At 43.5% G+C, this 19,913-nt stretch carries 17 protein-coding genes and 1 pseudogene; 10 read left to right on the top strand and 8 right to left on the bottom strand.

The window, feature by feature from the left end; all coding sequences use genetic code 11:
- Positions 1 to 7 precede the first annotated feature (7 nt).
- The 4 genes from OCV52_RS22550 to OCV52_RS22535 all read left to right on the top strand — a co-directional run bounded on the left by OCV52_RS22550 (position 8) and on the right by OCV52_RS22535 (position 2,300).
- Positions 8 to 418: a cytidine deaminase gene (locus OCV52_RS22550; RefSeq protein ID WP_137406247.1), complete on the top strand. Its 411-nt coding sequence runs from the start codon at positions 8 to 10 to the stop codon at positions 416 to 418.
- Between the two features lie 110 nt (positions 419 to 528).
- On the top strand, positions 529 to 906 hold the full coding sequence (locus OCV52_RS22545) for a nuclear transport factor 2 family protein (RefSeq protein ID WP_137406246.1): 378 nt from the start codon (positions 529 to 531) through the stop codon (positions 904 to 906).
- 56 nt (positions 907 to 962) lie between these two features.
- A complete protein-coding gene (locus tag OCV52_RS22540; protein ID WP_137406245.1) occupies positions 963 to 1,448 on the top strand; it encodes a GNAT family N-acetyltransferase in 486 nt (161 codons plus the stop codon).
- Positions 1,449 to 1,574: 126 nt separating this feature from the next.
- Entirely contained in the window at positions 1,575 to 2,300 is a 726-nt protein-coding gene (locus OCV52_RS22535) for a 2'-5' RNA ligase family protein (RefSeq protein ID WP_137406244.1), read from the top strand.
- A 120-nt stretch (positions 2,301 to 2,420) separates the two neighbouring features.
- Here the strand turns inward: OCV52_RS22535 and OCV52_RS22530 are convergent, their stop codons facing one another.
- The 3 genes from OCV52_RS22530 to OCV52_RS22520 all read right to left on the bottom strand — a co-directional run bounded on the left by OCV52_RS22530 (position 2,421) and on the right by OCV52_RS22520 (position 5,657).
- Positions 2,421 to 3,215 carry an endonuclease I family protein gene (locus OCV52_RS22530; protein WP_128165012.1) on the bottom strand — a complete coding sequence of 265 codons (795 nt, stop codon included), beginning with the start codon at positions 3,213 to 3,215 and terminating at the stop codon, positions 2,421 to 2,423.
- A 199-nt stretch (positions 3,216 to 3,414) separates the two neighbouring features.
- A complete protein-coding gene (locus OCV52_RS22525) occupies positions 3,415 to 4,659 on the bottom strand; it encodes a hypothetical protein (RefSeq protein WP_137406243.1) in 1,245 nt (414 codons plus the stop codon).
- 209 nt (positions 4,660 to 4,868) lie between these two features.
- A complete protein-coding gene (locus OCV52_RS22520; RefSeq protein ID WP_004737696.1) occupies positions 4,869 to 5,657 on the bottom strand; it encodes an AraC family transcriptional regulator in 789 nt (262 codons plus the stop codon).
- A 99-nt stretch (positions 5,658 to 5,756) separates the two neighbouring features.
- Between OCV52_RS22520 and OCV52_RS22515 the strand changes: the two genes are divergently transcribed.
- The 4 genes and pseudogenes from OCV52_RS22515 (at position 5,757) to OCV52_RS22495 (ending at position 9,859) form a co-directional block, all read left to right on the top strand.
- On the top strand, positions 5,757 to 6,650 hold the full coding sequence (locus tag OCV52_RS22515) for a DMT family transporter (RefSeq protein WP_102350028.1): 894 nt from the start codon (positions 5,757 to 5,759) through the stop codon (positions 6,648 to 6,650).
- Positions 6,651 to 6,842: 192 nt separating this feature from the next.
- A pseudogene (locus tag OCV52_RS22510) lies at positions 6,843 to 8,463 on the top strand (peptide ABC transporter substrate-binding protein).
- Positions 8,464 to 8,823: 360 nt separating this feature from the next.
- Complete coding sequence (locus OCV52_RS22500) at positions 8,824 to 9,327, top strand: acyl-CoA thioesterase (protein WP_137406242.1); 504 nt, start codon at positions 8,824 to 8,826, stop codon at positions 9,325 to 9,327.
- A 286-nt stretch (positions 9,328 to 9,613) separates the two neighbouring features.
- Positions 9,614 to 9,859 carry a hypothetical protein gene (locus OCV52_RS22495; RefSeq protein ID WP_032498029.1) on the top strand — a complete coding sequence of 82 codons (246 nt, stop codon included), beginning with the start codon at positions 9,614 to 9,616 and terminating at the stop codon, positions 9,857 to 9,859.
- Between the two features lie 584 nt (positions 9,860 to 10,443).
- Here the strand turns inward: OCV52_RS22495 and malG are convergent.
- The 3 genes from malG to malE all read right to left on the bottom strand — a co-directional run bounded on the left by malG (position 10,444) and on the right by malE (position 14,183).
- Complete coding sequence (gene malG / locus OCV52_RS22490) at positions 10,444 to 11,334, bottom strand: maltose ABC transporter permease MalG (protein WP_063525338.1); 891 nt, start codon at positions 11,332 to 11,334, stop codon at positions 10,444 to 10,446.
- Between the two features lie 11 nt (positions 11,335 to 11,345).
- A complete protein-coding gene (gene malF / locus OCV52_RS22485; RefSeq protein WP_137406241.1) occupies positions 11,346 to 12,917 on the bottom strand; it encodes a maltose ABC transporter permease MalF in 1,572 nt (523 codons plus the stop codon).
- 81 nt (positions 12,918 to 12,998) lie between these two features.
- Positions 12,999 to 14,183 (bottom strand): maltose/maltodextrin ABC transporter substrate-binding protein MalE, encoded by a 1,185-nt coding sequence (malE, locus tag OCV52_RS22480; RefSeq protein WP_137406240.1) that lies wholly within the window; start codon positions 14,181 to 14,183, stop codon positions 12,999 to 13,001.
- Between the two features lie 656 nt (positions 14,184 to 14,839).
- Here malE and malK point away from each other — a divergent pair.
- A complete protein-coding gene (gene malK, locus OCV52_RS22475) occupies positions 14,840 to 15,952 on the top strand; it encodes a maltose/maltodextrin ABC transporter ATP-binding protein MalK (RefSeq protein WP_063525341.1) in 1,113 nt (370 codons plus the stop codon).
- 211 nt (positions 15,953 to 16,163) lie between these two features.
- On the opposite strand, the gene OCV52_RS22470 is transcribed toward malK, so the two are convergent.
- Both OCV52_RS22470 and OCV52_RS22465 read right to left on the bottom strand, forming a co-directional pair.
- The gene (locus tag OCV52_RS22470) at positions 16,164 to 16,364 is read right to left on the bottom strand and encodes a restriction endonuclease subunit S domain-containing protein (RefSeq protein WP_137406239.1); all 201 of its coding nucleotides are present in this window, start codon (positions 16,362 to 16,364) and stop codon (positions 16,164 to 16,166) included.
- A 212-nt stretch (positions 16,365 to 16,576) separates the two neighbouring features.
- Positions 16,577 to 18,493: a methyl-accepting chemotaxis protein gene (locus tag OCV52_RS22465; RefSeq protein WP_137406238.1), complete on the bottom strand. Its 1,917-nt coding sequence runs from the start codon at positions 18,491 to 18,493 to the stop codon at positions 16,577 to 16,579.
- A gap of 463 nt (positions 18,494 to 18,956) precedes the next feature.
- Here OCV52_RS22465 and OCV52_RS22460 point away from each other — a divergent pair, with 463 nt between their 5' ends.
- Positions 18,957 to 19,913, top strand: a complete 957-nt coding sequence (locus tag OCV52_RS22460) for an AAA family ATPase (RefSeq protein ID WP_137406237.1) — start codon at positions 18,957 to 18,959, stop codon at positions 19,911 to 19,913.

The raw sequence follows: 19,913 nt of genomic DNA, 5'->3' as shown, positions 1-19,913 counted from the left end.
GGATGCTATGGAACAAGAAGAACAGGGGTTATATCACGCTGCCGTTGAACTGATTAAAAAACGGTATCCACGAGGCTGGGGTGGCGCTGCGGCTGTAAGAACGGAAACAGGCAAAATTTTAACAAGTATTGCTCCCGATACGAAAAATGATGCACTTTCTCTTTGTATGGAGGTCGGCGCCTTTCTGGAAGCGCATAAATTGAACGAAAAAGTCACGCACTCTCTGTGTATCTGTCGAGAAGACGAGAGTAGTGAGTTTTTGGTGCTATCTCCTTGTGGAGTCTGCCAAGAAAGACTGGTTCATTGGGGAGGCGAGGTTAAAGCAGCTATCTCAACAAAAGAGAATAAGCTGGTGTTCAAAACTATCCGTGAATTAATGCCACACCACTGGTCGTTAGTAAATGGAAACACTCTATAACAAAACGCTTATTACCAAGCCTCGAAGCCCCTAAGCACTCTATACAATGCTTCTAGGGATGATACGTAACATGATAACTGGTAATTTGAAATCTACGCTAGGGAGCTCTATTGGACATTTTAATTCAGCAAGAAATCGATCTTCATCAATATGAAGTTCGACAAAACAACAATGATATTAAGCGTTTAATACATCCCGATTTTTCTGAAGTCGGTCGCAGTGGCGATAGCTATGACTTTATGTCTATCGTCAAAATGATGAGAGCAGAGGAACCTTCCACCTCAAAAATTCACTCACAAAACTACGAATGCCTTTTACTAAGCCCTTCGGTACACTTACTAAAATATCATACTGCTTTGGTAAGTGAACTTGGTGATGTGAGTAACTATGCCAAACGTTGCTCTATATGGGTTTTGACTGAGGCTGGTTGGCAGCTTAAATACCACCAAGGCACACCATGTTTACCTTTCGAGCTAACCTACAGTTAAGACATCGCATCTTAAACATGAGATCGCGACTTTATTAGTACACCGCAAGGATATACATGATTAAACTTAGAGAAATGCGCCATGAAGAGTACCCCGCTTACTGCGACTATTTTATTGACGATTACAGCCGTGAAATAGCGAAAAACTATGGCCACTCTATGGAGCGATCCGTTGAGCTAGCTAAAAAAGATCTACATCGTTGCTTTCCCAATGGCCTTGAAGGAAACGAGCATTCGCTTCTTTGTATTGAAGCTCAGTTAAATGGACAACCATGCCTTGTCGGCTACCTTTGGCACTCCATTAATACAGAAGACAATTCTACCTTCATCTACGACTTCTACGTATCTAATTTGTACCGAGGTGCTGGCTATGGAAAGCAAGCTATAAGCCTATTCGAGCAGCAGCTTAAGGAGCATGGTATTGAACAAATAAAGTTGAGAGTTGCGTACCATAATGAAAGAGCACTGAAACTCTACCAAGCAGTGGGCTTCTCTATTACTGGTTTTAATATGTCTAAGAAAATAGGAGCTGTTGAAGCCTAAACCCACACTACCGAGTAATGGAACAGCTAAACATAATATTTGAGTGAGGATACATTTTAAGCCACGTATCTCAATGGAATAAGTTCTGTACTCACCTTTTGTCTTAATAAGTATCTAAGGAAGCCTGTGAGCAAAGAGATTTATGACAAGATGTGGCAACGCTTTAAAGTTGCATCTGAAACCGACCAATATGAACTAGATGCACATCTATTAGATCTACCTAACGACACTCGAAGAGGGATCACTGCTCTAGCCTATCTAAAACAAGGCAATAATGCTCTTCTCGATGAAATATTGAGATTTCAAGAAGCAGCACACATACTCGAACCCGACCAATATTATCATCCTAGGGAGGAGTTGCATTTAACCATTCTTTCCATCATTTCATGCGTTGCTAACTTTGAAATTACCCAGGTTAATACTCAATCCTACATTGAGATTTTCAATAAAGTTGTAGGTTCAATTGCACCCATTGAGATTGAATATAAAGGCATAAGTGCTTCTGAAAACTGTATCATCCTCCAAGGCTTTCCTATAGGTAATGGACTTGAACAGTTCCGAAACAAGTTACGTGAAGCGTTATTAGAAGAAGGGCTACGAGTCACTTTCGATAGTCGATACAAACAGGTCACTGCTCACAGCTCTTTGATTCGCTTTAGATCACCAATCAATAATGCTCAGCGACTTTTTAACCTCTGTGAGCAATATCGAAATCATACGTTTGGTCGGATTACTCTTAATGACTTCGAACTGGTTTTCAATAACTGGTACCAACACCTGGATATCACTCAATCGTTATCTAGAACCTGCATATCACTCAATACAAACACAAAGAGCTTAGCTGAAGCTTAACGACGTTGCTTATCGATACACTAAGTGTTCTCTACTGCAAATAGCACTCACTAATAAAGTGTTCGCAAGATAAAAAGCCATCACTAGGATGGCTTCATTGCATTGACTTCAGTTTATGTATCAACCATTACAGCGGCTGTCATATATGTCATTTACCCAGCTTGGATTATCAATGAACGGGTTGCGGTTGCCTTGCCATTTAACAGCTTTTTCATGGCGATTACGTTCCCAATCATCGACAGGGTCGGCGTTATGCCATTGCAGTAATGTACACAGCTTTCCAACCTTAGGTTGCCCTGAAGAACTCGACGTGTCATCAACTAAGTACAAGTCCGGCATTTTCGCGTTATTTCCTTCATAGCGCACCGCCATGTAAAAAAGCGAACGAGCGGTATCCCCTTTCACTGCGTCACGAGGTTCAAAGCTGTCGTAATCCGTCTTGTTAAGCGGCGACTTTTTCAATGGCGCTCCACCAAAATCAAAGTCTTTGTTCGACCGGATAGAGTTAATCTCTGCGTCGGTTGGTTGAAGATGGTGAATGTCGGTATAACCCCACTGATCTTTGCGCTTGAATCCAAAAGATTTTGGCCAAAGATGTTCACGGTTCCAAGCATTCTTGTCGTTGTTACCTGATGACGTAAAGTCTTTGGATTGTGAACGACCGCTATAATACAAAATCACATTGTTCGGATTATTCGGATCTTCGTTGGTGTCTTTCAATGCAGACCACACCTGAGTGTAAGTGAGTTGCTTTTGCCCGCGAGCAGCAATCACACCAAGCATATCTTTTAAGGCATTACCGCTTAGCCCTTCAGCTTCAAGGTAGTAACCATCAGGGTAGCTAGTATTAGCTAGCGCAACTGGACTAAGAGCCGTCGAAATCAGCAAGAGGCTTAGATTTAAACGCATTTTCATTGTTTTTATTATCCTTGTTATTGTTGTTATTCACCCACCATTGATGAGTGCCCCCATACTCTACAAAACACAATTTATATGCAATTAGTTTGTTTTGAAAATAATATGGGTGGTGCAATAAAATAGCCGAACGCATTCTTCATTTGCGTTCGGCTAATACTCATTTGATTAGGTTGTGGGGCAAAGTGCGACAGTAAACCTACTGCGTCAAGTCAGCTTTAATCTGGTCAACTTGATTCACCAGAGAAGTATCCTGGAAATATTCACTATGTGTTTTCCCTAAGTACAGCTTCTTGTTTTTAACGCGTTGATCCAACTTATCTTTAATAACGGTGCCTTGTACCAACTTGTTGTTTAACTCGTTGGCGATAGCAGAGCTGTCTAATACTTTGTTTCCTTTCGTATCATAATAACGAACTTTGCCGATATTCTTATCAAATGGGTCGCAATACGCAGCACCTAAGTCACCGTCACCAATAATGCGTTTGTATTGAGCTTCGCTGATTGGCTTCTCTTGATTTGAGACCAGCTGGCTTCCTCGAACACACCAGTTAATTCGAGTACCTACATCTGGGAAATACGCAGAAATTAAGTTAATGGCATAATATGTATCAGGGTCTGACGATTTTGACTTCCCATATCTATCAATCACCTTACCGCCCACAACTTGGTACTCAACTTTCCCATTGTCATAAGACTCCAAAAAGTAGCTGTTTCTAAACATCTTGCTGAAACTGACGTTATCAACAGAACGCCCGCTATCAGATTTAAAGCTTTTCAGTTGTTGTTTATGCTGAATACTACCCGTTGTAATGTTGGTCACGAGGCCAATCACTGTGTTTTTCGCAGAATCAGTTTGCCAAGCGGTGTAGTTACTTATGTTTTGTTGAGGTGTGTTTGTAGTAGCATCGGCGTCAATACTGTACTTATAACGAAGCTCAGTAATGTCTTCGCCAACTTTGCTCTCTTTAGCATACGATTTGTAGCGGCGAGCTTCGCAATCTTGAAAATTTGCATCAAAGTAAAAATAGCTGATCCAATCTTTTGCTTCGATCGTTTGCTTGGTGTTAACGATATTCTCTACTCTACCGTCTGCGAGATAAATGCCACGGAAGTCTTTAAGATCTTTTCGTTGCTTATCCGATAGCCCCTTATTGAATTCATCTTCCCAACCGATACTGTAAATGTTGAACAGGTTCAGGGACTTTTCGCACTGTTTAATATCGGTGCTACCAATAGTGTTAGCCGAATACATAGCAGGGCTGCTAGCGAATTTCTTTGCTGCATCATCTTTGGGATCAGCCACGCTACCTTTGGCGGGAGTGACCGACATTTGAGGTACTACTGTTTGTTTCTTTTGAGCCGGGGGTGTCGAACCGCCGCCACCTCCGCATGCAGTAAGTGTGGCAACTAACGCAGATATGATTGAGATTTGGAACTTCAAGGTTTTCCTCGATACGTCAAGCAAGTGGTAAATAAATCATCACCGAATTACCGAAAGAAAACTAAACGCTTATATAACCAAATTAAAACCATAAAAGAATCAGGTCTAGAATTAAGCTAAAGTCAATTGAATTCAGCCAACTAAAACAATGATTTAGATATAAAAATCAGAACCTCCACACTGTTAATCGAAGGAATTAACTAAACCTATTACAACAAACGGTTCTTATACTGCTCGGGAGTTTGGCCTGAATACTTCTTGAACATACTGATGAAAGGACTGGCTTGGTTGTAGCCTAAGGTAAGCGCAACTTCTTTAACCGACTGCCCATTTCTTAGCAGATCCATTGAGTATAAATAACGAACGCGCAATCGCCATTCAGTAAAACTCATACCCAATTCACTTTGGCAATGACGCGACAAAGTGCGCTCGGTAGCATGGACTTTCTCCGCCCAATCTTTCAACGAAATCTCATCCGTTGGGTTCTCTTCTATCGCCGCTAAAATAGGCGCAAGGTATTTGTTGTCGGTTGACGGTAGGAAGTGGTGTTCAACTTGACGCTCTGCGAGTTGATCCAATAAGACCTGGACCAATCTCTTATCTGGTTCAGTTTGTGCTACGTTAATATCACGCTGACGAAAGTCATCAATGATCGAAGAGACTATCGGCGTGATCTTAATAAGGCTGGTCTTTTCTGGAAGGTGCTGAGTTAACTCTGGGGCGATATTCAGTGAGCAGTAATCAAGTGGTTTACGGTTATAACTGCAGTGCCTAACCCCTGCTGGCACCCAAATTGCGAGATGTGGCGGTGCCAAGAAACGAGTTCCCTCTGCCTCCATTTCAAGAATCCCACCACTGATCAACTGAACCTGTCCCCAAGGGTGACTGTGGACACGCGTTTCAGTATTCGATAAGAACGCTTCAAAATTCATAAATACGTTGGATGGTGCCTTATCAATTGATAAGGATGGGTGAAGGTTTCTTGGGTGTTTTTTCAAACTTGTCTTCCTATCGCGCCTGATGTCTTTTTAAAGATATCTGTAAGTATAACGACCTGTCAAACTAGCCGCATCAACTCATTTTGCGATGGAATTCACATGCATTATCTTTTACCTTTTTTCACAGTCTGTATCTGGGGTGCCAATGCGATAGTCAACAAGCTCGCTGCAAGCACCATCGAACCAAGCGCGATGAGTTTTTACCGTTGGTTTATTGCGATGTTAATTCTGACTCCTTTTTGCATTCGCTCGGTAATCAAACAATGGCCAATCATTAAACCTAACTTAACAAAGCTGGCTTTCCTTGGCTTTCTAGGCATGGTGTTGAACCAATCTTTAGGTTACTACGCAGGCTTAACCACTTCCGCTTCGAACATGGCTTTGATTACATCATTAGTGCCATTGATCAGCGTATTCCTTAGCGTGCCACTGCTTAACAAGTCGATTTCAAGTTTGAGTATTGTGGGCGGTGTGTTGTCTCTATCAGGCTTAGCATTAATGCTTGGTAAAGGCGATCCCCTATTCTTCATCCATCAAGAGTTAACGCAAGGCGATGGCTACATGTTAATCGCAGCTTGTGTGTATGCTTCTTACTGCGTGTTGCTCAAACGTTGGAAAATGCCGATAAGCAATTGGGTTGTCATCTACATGCAAGGGATATTCGCGGTCGCGATGTTGGCTCCACTTTGGCTAACGAGCGATCAGCTAGTGCCTTCACAACAAGCCATTCCTTTGATTGCTTACGCAGCGGTAGCGGCTTCTATTTTAGCACCTTGGATGTGGGTCAAAGCGATTGACACGATTGGCGCTGATTCAAGTGCGATGTTCATGAACTTAATGCCTGTAGTCGCGATTGTATTGGCATCGACATGGTTAGGCGAAGAGATTAACCAGTTCCATATCATTGGCGGTATCATGGTCGTTTCTGGTGTTATCCTTGCTCAAGTAAAAAGAAAACCAAGACTGGAAGCGCCACTACCTCAACAAAGTTAAGTAAAGTTCCCATACTTTAAGCTTCCTACACACGAACAAGTTCCACTTAACAATGCCTGCGTTACTCCGCAGGCATTTTCGTTTTGTTCACACCGCTTTCAAATTCCGTTAATGCACACTTGCTGTATTGCAGCCTGTGTCCGAGTCATGTTTAATGCATTGAGTACTGTTTAAGTTGTAAAAGGAATTACAATGATTCAACCAAAGCTACCTCTGCTTATCTCATCGCTTATCGCTCTCTCTTCGACTTCAGCTATTGCTGCTTCTGTACCCTCTGGCACTTCACTCGCCAAAGAACAGCATTTTGTTCGTGGGAATGGTGCAGAGCCAAATACGCTAGACCCTAGCTTCGTCAACTCAGGCATGCCAGGAGATATTATCGTCAACGATATGTTTGAAGGCTTTGTTATCGAGAACAGCGATGGACAAATAATTCCGGGACAAGCTGACAGTTGGAGATTCAGCGACGGGGGAAAGACGGTCACATTCGTTTTAAAAGATGGTCTGAAGTGGTCAAATGGTGATCCTGTGACCGCAGCAGACTTTGTGTTTGGTTGGCAAAGTGCCGTGTCTCCTAAAACGGGCAATAACACCGGTTTTGTTTTCTCGACGGCAAATATCGTCAACGCCAGTGAAATTCTATCTGGAGACAAAGATCCCTCAGAGTTGGGGATTAAAGCACTGGACGAGCGCACGGTAGAGATCTCTTTATCGAAACCTACTCCCTACTTCATGAGTTTAATGAGTATTAAAACCTTCTTCCCTCTTCCAACTAAATTGGTTGAAGAGAAAGGAGATCAATGGACTCGTGCGGAAAACATCACGACCAATGGTGCTTACACTCTCAGTAAATGGGTTACCAATGAATACGTCGAAGTGACGAGAAACCCAAACTATTGGGATAACGATTCAACGGTTATTAATAAGGTAACCTACCTAGGTTTATCATCTCAAAACGCCGAGCTTATTCGTTATCAGTCCGGTGAGATTGATATGACCAATCGCGTGCAGCTTGAGTACTACCAAAAACTTGTCAAAGAGAGCCCTGAGCAAATTAAAGCGCAAGCTTTGCTAGGTTCTTACGTCTACTCGTTCAACACGCGTCAGGCACCATTTGATGATGTCAGAGTACGTCAAGCACTAAGCATGGCCGTAGACCGTGAGATACTAGTAGATAAGGTAACAGGGCAAGGTGACCCCGAAGCCTACAGCGTGACACCGAATAATCTTACTAACTACACGGCGCCGAAATCCGTATTTGAAGCACTAAATAGTGTAAAACGTCAAGCTGAAGCGAAATAGCTACTTGAAGACGCTGGATACAACAAAGCGAACCCACAGCAATTCACACTCACCTATAACACCAGCGAGAACCACAAAAATTGCTATCGCAATTGCCTCAATGTCGAAGCCTCTTGGGGTAAATGTTGAATTACAAAACATGGAATGGAAATCACATGTCGCAGCGAAAGGAACCGGAGACTATCAGCTTGCTCATTCATGGGGATTTGGCGATTACCCAGAACTCTCTGCTCTTCTAAAAGCACTCACTTGCGATCACACAGCAAACGAAAATGGTTTCTGTAATCCAGACTAAGATGAGCTTTTACAGCAAGCAAGCAAGACGGAAGTTCAGGCTAATCGCTTTGCTTTATACCAGCATGTTGAGTCGATATTAAATGAACCTGCAGCAGCTATGCCTCTATATCAATACGATCACACTCGATTAGTTCGAAATACCCTCAAAGGCTTCCCAAACAACAATCCGAAAGGAAATATCTACGCCAAGGATCTATACTTCATAAAACAGTAGAGTGAGCTCAGCAACAAAGCTTTTGCTACCACTTTAGTGGTAATGAGAATAGAATCACTTTAACTAAACCAAATAAAACAACGGTTAGTTGGCTAACACAATAAAGGTACCGCAATGAGTACCTAATGGCTTAAAACACCTAGCACTGCGCTAGGTGTTTTTCTTTGTTACTCGAGTGCGCTACAGTTTGTTTATTAAAGCTCCCATAAACCCCGTAAAGACTAACCTTCATCTGATTCTCATCCGTTTGAAAAAATACTCATGACCTTGAGATTATCCGCTTTAAATTATGTCGTCTTAAGTATATTGTTATTAGCAAGTAACACGCATGTTATGCAATAAAATAATAAAGGAAGACACATGATCAGTAACAATAGCCGACAAGATGGTAAACGAAACGTTACTCTGCGTTTTTTAGCTGAACCCGGGGATGTGAACTTTGGTGGTAAAGTTCATGGTGGTGCAGCAATGAAATGGATCGATTTAGCGGCCTATGCTTGCTCTGCTGGATGGAGTGGCAAATATTGTATTACAGCCTATGCTGGTGGTATTCGATTTGTTGCCCCAATCCATGTAGGTAACTTGGTAGAAGTAAGTGCAAAAGTGATCTATACCGGTTCCTCTTCTATGCATATTGCTATCGATGTACAAGCCAGCGACCCTAAAGAATTGAATAACCGACTAACCACTCACTGTATCGTTATTATGGTTGCTGTTGATGAAAATGGTAACCCGACTAAAGTCCCAGAGTGGATTCCAGAAACACCTGAAGACGTCGAACTAAGAGATTCAGCTATTCGCCTCATGAACATGAGAAAGCAGATCGGTGAAGAGATGGAAGCACACGTGAAATACTTGAAATAAGGTTAATCATTAGCCCGACAGTATCATTTAACAGCTATTTTCAGACCAAACCGTTTCAATGCCAAGCACTCACTTGGCATTCGTTTATCTAACCCTATCTACCTATCTACCTATCTAACATGCCCTAAAGGCACTCTGTTACACACATAGAACGTGATTCTCAGCCAACACTTATAATGAATTGCCCTAAGCTCAATGATTTATTTTGACTGTAATAAAGTCGTCATTTTGCTCTGGTTAAATACCGCCAATCATAATGGATGCATTAAATTTCCCGGAGCCAAACTTGAGCGTTACACGCCCCACTCTTAGCGAAGCTACACTGAATAATTTGAAGGCTGTTGAGTACCAATGGGTTAGAACTTTGTACGTCGAAGGCTACGACAGTAATGAGATCAACCACTACATCCAAACCTGTTTCGGCGGTGACTCGACGTTTGCGGACCTGTTTCGTCGCGTTGCCTTGGATCAAGAAAGTATCTATGTATTACTGCAACACCTTGGATGCGCTCCTTCAAGTAAAGAGTTCTAACTCAATACTCAACCAAACACTTCACAAAGCTAATATCCAAATCACCTTATATAAGCATATGAAATAACGAGCAAAAGCTCTAAAAGACACAGTTGTGTCTATGTCCTTTTTTATGCAATATCTATAGTTGTTGCATACAAATCATTGAAGTATCACGCAATGGAATATTAGCAATATATCAATAGACCAATCGCCCCTTATACTGAATGTCTGATTTGTGAGACTAGTTCATTTCCTCAAGTAACCGAGATGATGCAGTCAGTGTTTAGGAGAGAAGTGACTCGAAACTTTGAATACTTAAGCCGTTGTAAACATAACAACCGCGCTGGGTAGACAGTTAACGAGTAAAGCTGACACAAAGGTGAGATAAAAACAGCAGGCATAAAAAAACCCAAGTAAATACCTGGGTTAGAGTTACAAAAACCACTAATCATTAATAGCGTAAGGAACCTGATTAGTAGCCAGCTATGCGTAACCTGAGGGTTATTTTTATTACTGATCGGCGGCCAAACCAAATGATGTAATAAAAATGCCAATATAGAGCGACCTAATGGTCGCTCTTTTTCTTTCTTATAGGATACAGCTTATCCTTTTACACCACCTGCCGTCAAACCGCCAACTAACCAGCGTTGAGCAAGTAAGAACACGATAGTGATAGGAAGCGCTGAAAGTACAGCCGCTGCCGCAAAGTCACCCCATAAGTAGTTCTGAGGGTATAGGTATTGCTGCATACCTACGGCTAGCGTGTAAGAGTTCACATCGGTAAGTAGGATAGACGCTACTGGAACCTCACCAACTGTCGCAATGAAAGATAGGATAAACACAACAGCTAGAATTGGCACAGACAGTGGAAGTAGAACCAGTCTGAATGCTTGCCATGGCGTTGCACCGTCTAGTGCTGCCGCTTCTTCTAGAGAGTTATCAATCGTCTCAAAATAGCCTTTGATCGTCCATACGTGTAGTGCGATACCGCCTAAGTAAGAGAAGATCAAACCACCGTGCGTATTCAAGCCTAAGAACGGTACGTATTGTCCAAGTTTGTCGAACAGTGCGTAAATTGCCACAAGAGCCAATACCGCAGGGAACATTTGGAAAATCATCATCGCTTTCAGGATTGTGTTCTTACCTTTAAAGCGCATACGAGCAAACGCGTAAGCTGATGTCGTAGACAGTGCCACAATCAGAATCGATGTAATACCCGCAACTTTCACAGAGTTCCACAACCAAGTCAGTACTGGGAATGGTGGTGTTGTTACCGAACCATCGGCGTTTGTTACTGAGATGCCTAGTGCAAGTTTCCAGTGCTCCAGCGATGGATTATCTGGAATCAAACTACCCGTTGCGAAGTTACCTTCACGGAACGAGATCGCGATGATCATCAGTAGTGGGAAGATAATCATTGCCAGGAAGCACCACAACAGTGCATGTGTTGCCCACACTCGGTATTTAAGGCCTTTACCTTGTACCATAGCCATTGTCGTGCTCCTTAATCTTGAGACAGTTTAGTGAAACGAAGGTTTAGTAACGCTAGTGCACCAACCAATAGGAAGATAAGCGTCGCGATAGCACTTGCTAGACCAAAGTCTTGACCGCCGCCGCCTTCGAATGCAATTCGGTAGGTGTAGCTTACAAGCAAGTCTGTGTAACCCGCTGGCTCAGAAGTACCAATCATGTTCGGGCCACCGTTTGTCAATAATTGAATCATTACGAAGTTGTTGAAGTTAAAGGCAAACGCTGCAATCAGTAGCGGTGTTAGCGGCTTAATCATCAATGGGAACGTGATACGCTTGAAGTTATCCAAGAAGTTCGCACCATCGATTGCTGACGCTTCGTATAGGTCATCAGGAATCGCTTTAAGCAGACCCATACACAGAATCATCATGTAAGGGAAACCTAGCCATGTGTTTACAATCAACACCATGGTTTTCGCAAGAATCGGGTCAGAGAACCAGTTCGGGCTTAGACCGAAGATATTCTCAAGTACCATGTTGATCTCACCAAAGCTCTGGTTGAATAGACCTTTAAAGATAAGAATCGAGATAAACGCTGGTACTGCATAAGGCAGAATCAGTAGAACTCGGTAAACGGAACGGCCTTTCAGCTCTTCCCACTGTACGATGTTTGCAAGCACAAGGCCGATAACCAGTGTGAACGCAACTGTACATACAGAGAAAATAACCGTCCAAATGAAGATACTAATGAAAGGTTCTTTAATACCGTCATCTTTCCACACACGCTCAAAGTTATGTGTGCCGATGCCAACTACAAAGCCAGGAGAGATTGTGTTGCCCGTAAATTCGCCATTGGCGTCAACAGGTTGGTAGAACCCCACATCCATATTTGGCTTTAGAACATCACCGGTTTCATTATTAACCAGTGTTTCACCATCTTCTTGAAGTGTATAAAGCGGAGCAACTGAAGCAAACTTACGTAAGCCACTCATGCGGATGTCATCACCGTTTGGCAGGTGGAAATCTACGCTACTGATCGCTGCTCGGTTTTGAATGATCGCTTTGATCTTCTCTTTTTCACCTTGAGCCGACTCGATAACCGATAGGTCCATATCTGTCGCTGTCATACCTTCTAACGAAAATACGTCAGTCGCTAACAGTTGGTCGCCATCTTTAACCACGATTTGGTGGCCGTTATCTGTTTTGTACAAAGTGAATGGGTAGCTTTCGCCGCTTTGGAAAGAGCGGTCTAAAAGAACAGTTTGAGTACGTTCTAGAGAAAGTTGGTTTTTTGCGCTGTAGTTAGTAAACGCCAGCCCAACGGTGTATGCCAATGGGAAAAGAATGAACAAGATCATTCCGGCAATACCCGGGTAAATATAACGGTGGGCGTAAGTTTTCTTACTACCAAAAATGTAAAGAGCTAAAGCCGTTAAGATCACTGTAAGCAGCGCAAAAGCGAGCTCACCGCGAGAATACATTAGAATTGTAGCGTAGCCATTAATTAAGCCAACGCTACCAAGCAACCCCCATTTGATGAAGACGCTTTTACTGCCTGGAAGGCTTGATGGTGCTGGGATAGCATCTGTACCTTGAACTGACTGCATAGAGGAACCTGCTAGCGATATAGATAAAAAATAGAAAAATAAGGAGAGGTTGCCCTCTCCTTAAAAGGTAGTGCTTAGTTATTACTTAGTCATGCGAGCTTCAGCACCTTTCAGCGCTTGGTCTACTGTTTGACGACCATCAACTACGTTGCCGATCGCTTCTTCCATGCTGTACCAGAACGTTGTGAACTGAGGGATGTTAGGCATGATTTCGCCGTTCATCGCGTTGTCCATTGTCGCTGCGATACGAGTGTCGCTGTCTAGTTGACGTTGGAAAGAGTTTAGAGCAACAGCGCCAAGTGGTTTATCGTCGTTCAGGCTCTTCATACCTTCATCAGTCAGTAGGTAGTTTTCCATGAACTCAACCGCTAGGTCACGGTTTGGAGAAGCTGTGCTGATACCACCAGCCCATACGCCAACGAAAGGTTTAGATGCTTTACCGTTGAACTTAGGTAGAGTTGCTACGCCGTAGTCTACGCCAGCTTTCTCGATGTTTGCCCAGCCCCAAGGACCGTTGATTGTCATTGCAACGTTACCTGCAACGAACTCAGACTCCGCTACTGAGTAGTCCATGTCTGCAGAGATAACTTTGTCTTGTACCATTTTCTCGATGAAACCTAGTGACTTCTGAACACCTTCAGTCGCTACGCCTGCATCTTTAATGTCGTAACCTTCAGCAACCTGTTTGAATGCGTAACCGCCGTCAGCTGCTAGTAGAGGCCATGTGAAGTATGCGCCACCACGTAGAGGCCACATGATCGCTTTCTTACCTTCTTTTTGAAGTTCAGCGTTAAGTGCTGGGATTTCTTCCCAAGACTTAGGTGGGTTAGGAACAAGTGCTTTGTTGTAGATTAGAGAAACTGACTCAACAGCAACTGGGTAAGCGATTGTTTTACCCTCGTAAGAAACTGCGTCCCATGCGAAGTCTACGATACCTTCTTTTGTTTCTTTAGAAGGTTTGATATCAACAAGAAGACCCGCTTCTGCAAAACCACCAAAACGGTCGTGTGCGTAGAAAATCATATCTGGGCCGTCACCAGCCGCTGCAACTTGAGAGAACTTCTCTTCTAGTTTGTCAGGGAAAGCTACTGTTACTTTAACGCCAGTGTCTTCTTCAAAGCGTTTACCTACTTCAGCCATCCCTTCGTAAGCTTTGTCACCACCTATCCAGATTGTTAGTTGTCCTTCTTCGATAGCAGCGTTTGCACCAAAAGAACCCAATGCAACTAATGTACCTAGAGCTACAGCGCTTAGAGCGTTTTTCATGTTAATATCCTTTTTATACTTATACGTAGGGCACATCAGCCAAGACGAGCCAGTTATCGACAGTTATGATCTGAGAAAACACTCACTAGCTCATCATCCTAGCCACTACGCCCTAGCTATTATGGCTTAAATTCGTGATCACCATCCGGTCAGATTAGAGACTAAAATCACAAAAAACGCACTCAGCGTGATCGGCATCACCGTTATCCGGTGAATTTATTTGAACTGGATCGCTAATTATTATTGAGCTCATTTATCTACTCATCCCCTCCTACTCCCCCTAGTTAATTTTCCATTAGGAGGATGTGCGCTTACGCTAATTCACCGAGACTACGTTCATCCGAGAGTGGATAGTGAGAACTCTTTCCCAGCGAGTATTATGTGTATCGCATGATTCATTAAGCTGGCTTAGCTGCCCGCTGTTGTCTTTATTAGGCATCAAGCTAAACCTGTGATGGAATCACGGGGGAGGTTTAGCTTGTTGTGGGGGAAATAGGCATCAGTTTGGCAATGACGGGGGGGCTTGGGTAACGATTCAAGCCCCACCCACTTTTTTTACTCACTCAGTACTTACCAATTCCTACAGTTACTGCTGGCCCACAAATTTCTTATAATGATAAGCAGTACAACTTAAAATTTGATCGAGGACGAGCTAGATGGCGAGTGTCACTTTAAAAAACGTTTATAAATCATATGGCGATGTACAGATTTCTAAGGACGTAAACTTAGAGATCAACGAAGGTGAATTCGTCGTATTCGTTGGACCATCAGGCTGTGGTAAATCGACGTTGTTACGTTGTATCGCAGGTCTAGAAGACATCACTTCAGGTGATTTGTACATTGGCGACGAGCGTATGAACGACGTTGAGCCATCAAAACGTGGCGTAGGTATGGTATTCCAATCATACGCGCTATACCCTCACCTAAACCTTTACGACAACATGTCTTTTGGCCTTAAGCTAGCGAAAGCGGATAAAGCTGAAATCGATAAGCGTGTTGAACATGCAGCTGAAATCCTGCAGCTTGGTCACCTACTAGAGCGTCAACCTAAAGCGCTTTCTGGTGGTCAACGTCAGCGTGTTGCGATTGGTCGAACACTGGTTTCTCAACCAAACGTATTCCTACTGGATGAGCCGTTATCTAACCTAGATGCTGCACTTCGTGTTCAAATGCGTTCACAAATCACGAAACTACAGCGTCAGCTTGGCTGCACCATGATCTACGTTACCCACGACCAAGTGGAAGCGATGACAATGGCTGACAAAATCGTTGTTCTTGATGGCGGTTACGTATCTCAAGTGGGTAAGCCACTGGACCTTTACCACTACCCTCAAAACCGTTTTGTTGCAGGCTTCATTGGCTCACCTAAGATGAACTTTATGTCAGTTCATATCGAGCAAGCTGAAGCAGAGCGCGTACTGGTTCAACTTTCAAACGGCACGACTTTCTGGATTCCAGTTGATGGCACAACCGTTAACGTGGGTGACCGTATGTCTCTGGGTGTTCGTCCTGAGCACTTGATGTCTGCTGACCAGGGCGATGCAACGATCGAAGGCGACGTAATGATCGTTGAGAAACTAGGCAACGAAACTCAGGTTTACCTGAACCTTGAAAGTGCTGATGCAGACGTTATCTACCGTCAACCAGACACACTAACTTTAGAGCCTGGCGACAAGCTTGCTATCGGTATCCCAGCCCACCGTTGTCACCTTTTCCACAGCGATGGCAAAGCATGTCGTCGCCTGTACAAAGAGTACGGCACCGAATAAGCGCTAAGCCTTTAGGATATTGCTTGCTCAATTTAAATCCCTCTTACGCTGTAAGCGGGATTTTTCTTTAGATTCAACCTATATCAGTAAACAACAAAAACCAGTAAGCAATAAAAAAGGCCTAGCGAGTGCTAGACCTTTATTTGTTCTGTTTGAGCCTTAGCCCAACCAATCACTTAACAGTTTCACCTAAAATAGGTCTGTTTCAAGCTTAGTGGATTGGCGTATCATTCTTTTTGTTGAACTGACCAAAGTGCGCTTCTAATACTTCAGGTGTCAGTTTGCCTTCCGCTTCTAGTCGCTTAAATTCAGCAACGATCGCTTTTTGCTCTTCAAGTGACGGCAGTTTTACCTCAGGCTCATCGCCCATCTCTTGAGTAATCTGCTCTAGTTTTTTTTCAAAATCGCTCATGATACATACTTACCTAAATATTGAACCTAATCAGATTTTACTCATTTCCGCTCTATGATGCTAGGTTGATTGAAAGCAAAGCCCGAAACCAGATCAAGCTAAATGCAGTTAGAAGCAAATGAGCCCACCAATAAAAAGAGCCGGATTCACGATGAAATGAATCCAGCTCTTCGTCTATATCACTTTCTTAGCCATGTTACCGCTTGAAAGGGTTAAAGCTTAAATGAACCGACCATCTTATCTAGGCGAGAAGACAAGTCACGAAGCTCTTGGCTCGCTTCAGCAAGTTGCTCAGCTGTGCCTGTTGTAACTTCGTTAATCGCGTTGATCTCTTCGATGTTCTGGTTAATGGTGTGAACCACCGTTGATTGCTCTTCAGTTGCTGTTGCGACTTGCGTGTTACGGTCAGAGATATCAACAATACGGTCAGAAATACCGCCCAATACATCGACCGCTTCATCTGATGCTGATACACCTTCAAGCGTAATCACTTTGCCCGCACTCATTGCGGTTACCGCATCTTTTGCATCGCTTTGCAGTTGGTTGATCATCTTCTGAATCTCTTCCGTTGAATCCGCAGTTCGACTTGCTAAGTTACGAACTTCATCCGCTACAACCGCAAAACCACGACCTTGCTCACCGGCACGCGCAGCTTCAATCGCAGCGTTCAATGCAAGTAAGTTGGTTTGCTCTGAAATATCACGGATAACACCCAGAATAGAGCCAATGTCTTGCGTTGTTGAAGCAAGCTGCTCAACTACTTGACCTGTACTTTCGATGTCTTGTGCCAAACGGCTAATCGCATCTTTTGCTTTATTCACTACAAAACGGCCAACTTCTGTATTGCCTGAAGCCTGTGTTGCCGTTTCAGCAGCGGTTGCCGCGTTCGATGCAATCTCGCTGATGGTCATGCCCATCTGGTTGATTGCAGCCACCACTTGGAGGGTCTGGTCACGTTGCTCTTGGCTATTGTCATGGGTGATATGTGCTTTGTTAGAAACGCTCTCCGCCGCCACTTGAAGCGCTTGGCTTGTAGAGCATACTTCTTTCATCGACTCGTGAATCTTCTCAATGAAGCCGTTGAAGCCTTTTGAAAGCTGAGCGATTTCATCATTGCCTTTCACTTCGATACGCTGTGCAAGGTCACCGTCACCTTCACCAAGGTCACTGAAACGCTTAGCAAGTAGCTTAATTGGCTGAGTAATGCTGTTTGCTAGCACTACGCCCATGAGGATAAATGCCAATGCCACAACCGCAGTCATGATAAGCATCTTTTGTGCTGTCTCATCGAGCTCAGCAAACACTTCCCCCGTTGGTACCACGCCAACAACAAACCAGTCCATTGAAGACACATACAAACTTGCGACAAACAGTTCTTGGCCTTGGCTTTCCGTTGTGATCAGGTTAAAGCTTGATTTATTCAAAAGTTGGTTAGCTTGAGGACCGTAAAGTTGTTGAAGAGAAGAATCACTGCGAGAACGCTCACGGTGAATCTGCACATCACCTTGGCTATCAGTCAAGAATACAAAACCAGTATTCTCAATGTTGAAGCCATTAAGCAAGCTCACCATGTCATCCATCGATTTTGAGAGACCAGACATCGCCAAACCAGAAGGCTGTTGGTAGTTAGCGAACATCTTCACTTCACCGTTCGCTTCTTGGAACATGCTTACCATGGTTGGCTGCCCAGATTGAGTAAAGCCAAAGAACCAACCATCTTGTTGTTGGTTAAGCTGGCGTAGGAAGCCATTTTGGTTCCAGTAATACGCCGTTTGACGATTCGCTACTGAAGCATCATTTAAGTTGTATTGGTTACGCACATTATTCAGTTGTTTAACCAACTTACTCTCTAACGCTGGATCGCGCTCTGTAGACTCGATTACATCGGAAATGAATTCATTTGAAGCAATTTGCTCAGCGGCCAGTAATAGCTGAGAAACTTCACGGTCAATCTCACCATTGATTCGCTCTAGCATTCCAGGAAGTTCAATATCGACCAGTCGATGACTCAGTACATCTCGTGCTTGTTGCTGTGCCATCGCGCCAACAATAACCGTAGAGGCAAGAACCGCAAAAGTAATACCCAGTACTACCTTTTGCTTAATACTCAGAGAGTTAGTTTTAAACATATTTGGACCTTTAAAAAGAATCGCTCTTAATTTGTATCCCCAAAACAGGGCTTTTTCGTGCACTCTTTGGCTGGAATGCACAATCTGAGTTATGTATCGGCAAGGATTGATAAAACTAGAGACTTTTCTCACAAAAAAACGCAAACGGAATGCAACAAGACGAATCATTCAACATACACATCAAATGAAACAGAAAAAATCTAGCCAATATTTTAATTAATCATAAAATTCAAAATGTAAAATTAAGGCGTGTTGAACAAAAATATGAGAATCACTACAGCTTTATTATATAAATATCAGCTGATGTGATAAAAATCGCCTAATAAGCAGGTTGCTCGCTAAGCGCTTGTAATTCATTCCAAATTTGAAAACATAAATTGCGTGGATGTACCGGAACTTTTTGCCTTCAAGAAGTGACCAATACTCACAATAAAAAATCAAATGGCTACCCAGAGAGTCCAAAATGCACAAAACGAATTTCGAAGTCCTTCAAAACTATTTAGAGTCTCAAATCATTGGTCAGCAAGAGCTCGTCAAACAACTGATGATCGCACTTCTTGCTGATGGTCATATTCTGGTTGAAGGTCCTCCGGGGTTAGCGAAGACCCGTGCAGTCAAATCACTGGCTGATTGTGTTGAAGGAGATTTCCACCGCATTCAATTTACCCCAGACTTACTGCCTGCCGACTTAACGGGCACCGATATATTCCGACCAGAGACAGGGGAATTTACGTTCCAATCTGGGCCGATCTTTAACTCACTTATCCTAGCGGATGAGATCAACCGTGCTCCTGCAAAAGTGCAAGCGGCGATGCTAGAAGCAATGGCTGAAAAGCAAGTCACTGCAGGCCGAAAAACCTACGCCCTGCCAGACCTGTTTTTGGTAATGGCGACACAAAACCCGATTGAGCAAGAAGGTACATACCCATTGCCAGAAGCTCAGTTAGACCGTTTCCTACTGCACCTTGAAGTTGAATATCCAGACATGGAAAGCGAGCTTGAGATCCTGCGACTCAACCGTGGTGAAGCTAAAGGTAACGAGTCAGTACAGCCACAAGAGATCTCTCAGCAGACTATCTTTGAAGCGCGCCAAGAAGTACTCAATATCCACATGGCAGATACCATTGAGCAGTACATCATCAGACTAGTTATGGCGACTCGCCAACCTAAGCAGTACAGCGACCAATTGGCTCAATGGTTAGATATGGGGGTGAGTCCACGTGCGACTATCGCTCTAGACCGCTGCGCTCGTGCACATGCATGGCTTGCAGGTCGCGACTATGTCACACCACAAGATGTTCAAACGATGGCATTTCCTGTCTTGCGTCACCGCCTGCTTCGTAGCTACCACGCACAAGCTGAAGGTGTCACAGCAAACCAAGTGATTGCACACCTAATTTCGTTGGTTGGTAGCGCATAA

It is taken from the genome of Vibrio chagasii, assembly GCF_024347355.1.
Taxonomy (GTDB): Bacteria; Pseudomonadota; Gammaproteobacteria; order Enterobacterales; family Vibrionaceae; genus Vibrio; species Vibrio chagasii.
This window is presented reverse-complemented; position numbering and strand designations above follow the sequence as displayed.

Bases quoted from the DNA above. Each gene is read 5' to 3' on its own strand.
- OCV52_RS22530 (WP_128165012.1), bottom strand. From the start codon at position 3,215: ATGAAAATGCGTTTAAATCTAAGCCTCTTGCTGATTTCGACGGCTCTT.
- OCV52_RS22550 (WP_137406247.1), top strand. From the start codon at position 8: ATGGAACAAGAAGAACAGGGGTTATATCACGCTGCCGTTGAACTGATT.
- OCV52_RS22515 (WP_102350028.1), top strand. From the start codon at position 5,757: ATGCATTATCTTTTACCTTTTTTCACAGTCTGTATCTGGGGTGCCAAT.
- OCV52_RS22540 (WP_137406245.1), top strand. From the start codon at position 963: ATGATTAAACTTAGAGAAATGCGCCATGAAGAGTACCCCGCTTACTGC.
- OCV52_RS22460 (WP_137406237.1), top strand. From the start codon at position 18,957: ATGCACAAAACGAATTTCGAAGTCCTTCAAAACTATTTAGAGTCTCAA.
- malF (WP_137406241.1), bottom strand. From the start codon at position 12,917: ATGCAGTCAGTTCAAGGTACAGATGCTATCCCAGCACCATCAAGCCTT.
- OCV52_RS22470 (WP_137406239.1), bottom strand. From the start codon at position 16,364: ATGAGCGATTTTGAAAAAAAACTAGAGCAGATTACTCAAGAGATGGGC.
- OCV52_RS22465 (WP_137406238.1), bottom strand. From the start codon at position 18,493: ATGTTTAAAACTAACTCTCTGAGTATTAAGCAAAAGGTAGTACTGGGT.
- malK (WP_063525341.1), top strand. From the start codon at position 14,840: ATGGCGAGTGTCACTTTAAAAAACGTTTATAAATCATATGGCGATGTA.
- OCV52_RS22500 (WP_137406242.1), top strand. From the start codon at position 8,824: ATGATCAGTAACAATAGCCGACAAGATGGTAAACGAAACGTTACTCTG.
- malE (WP_137406240.1), bottom strand. From the start codon at position 14,183: ATGAAAAACGCTCTAAGCGCTGTAGCTCTAGGTACATTAGTTGCATTG.
- malG (WP_063525338.1), bottom strand. From the start codon at position 11,334: ATGGCTATGGTACAAGGTAAAGGCCTTAAATACCGAGTGTGGGCAACA.